Origin of the sequence: Burkholderia sp. Ac-20384 (assembly GCF_017104605.1) — a bacterium.
Taxonomy (GTDB): domain Bacteria; phylum Pseudomonadota; class Gammaproteobacteria; order Burkholderiales; family Burkholderiaceae; genus Burkholderia; species Burkholderia lata.
Genome location: NZ_JAAGPE010000738.1, coordinates 1 through 598 on the forward strand (window position 1 = coordinate 1; position 598 = coordinate 598).

1 protein-coding gene is annotated in these 598 nt (G+C 60.2%); it reads left to right on the forward strand.

All coding sequences use genetic code 11. The features are described from left to right. Positions 1-377 (forward strand): alpha/beta hydrolase (locus G3O00_RS43110; protein WP_206146645.1); only part of this gene is annotated, 377 nt, incomplete at its 5' end. Between the last annotated feature and the right edge of the window lie 221 nt (positions 378-598).

Consider the following 598-nt stretch of genomic DNA (forward strand, 5'->3'; position numbering starts at 1 on the left):
CGCAGTTTTACAAGGATCTAGCGGTGCCGTTCCACAATTTCAACCGTGAAGGCGCGGTGGCGTCGCAAGGAACGATCGATTCGTTTTGGGCGCAGGGGATGATGGGCTCGATCAAGGGCCAGTTCGACTGCATCCGCGAGTTCTCGGAAGTGGATTACACGGAGGATCTTCGGAAGATCAATGTGCCGGTGCTGGTGCTGCACGGCGATGATGACCAGATCGTTCCGATCGACGCGTCGGCGCGCCGGACAGCCGCGATCGCGCCGAATGTGACGCTGAAGGTGTATCCGGGCGGCTCGCACGGGATCGCGATCACGCATGCCGATCAGGTCAACGCGGATCTGTTCGCGTTCTTCGAGAACGCAGCACGCAAGTAAGTCGGCCAGGACTTTTCACGGTGCCGGGCGCGACGATCGCGTTCGGCCCGGCACCGGTCGATGTCCGAAGTACCGACGCTGGCGTGAAGTATGTCCTAGCAGGCTGTTGAAAAACGCCTCGTCTTGATCACGAGGTCGCTGCGCAAAAGGATTTTGTATGCGATTGGCTGCTGAGTTGGCGACGGATCGTCGAAGCTGGACCGCTCGCGAGCGGTCCAGTC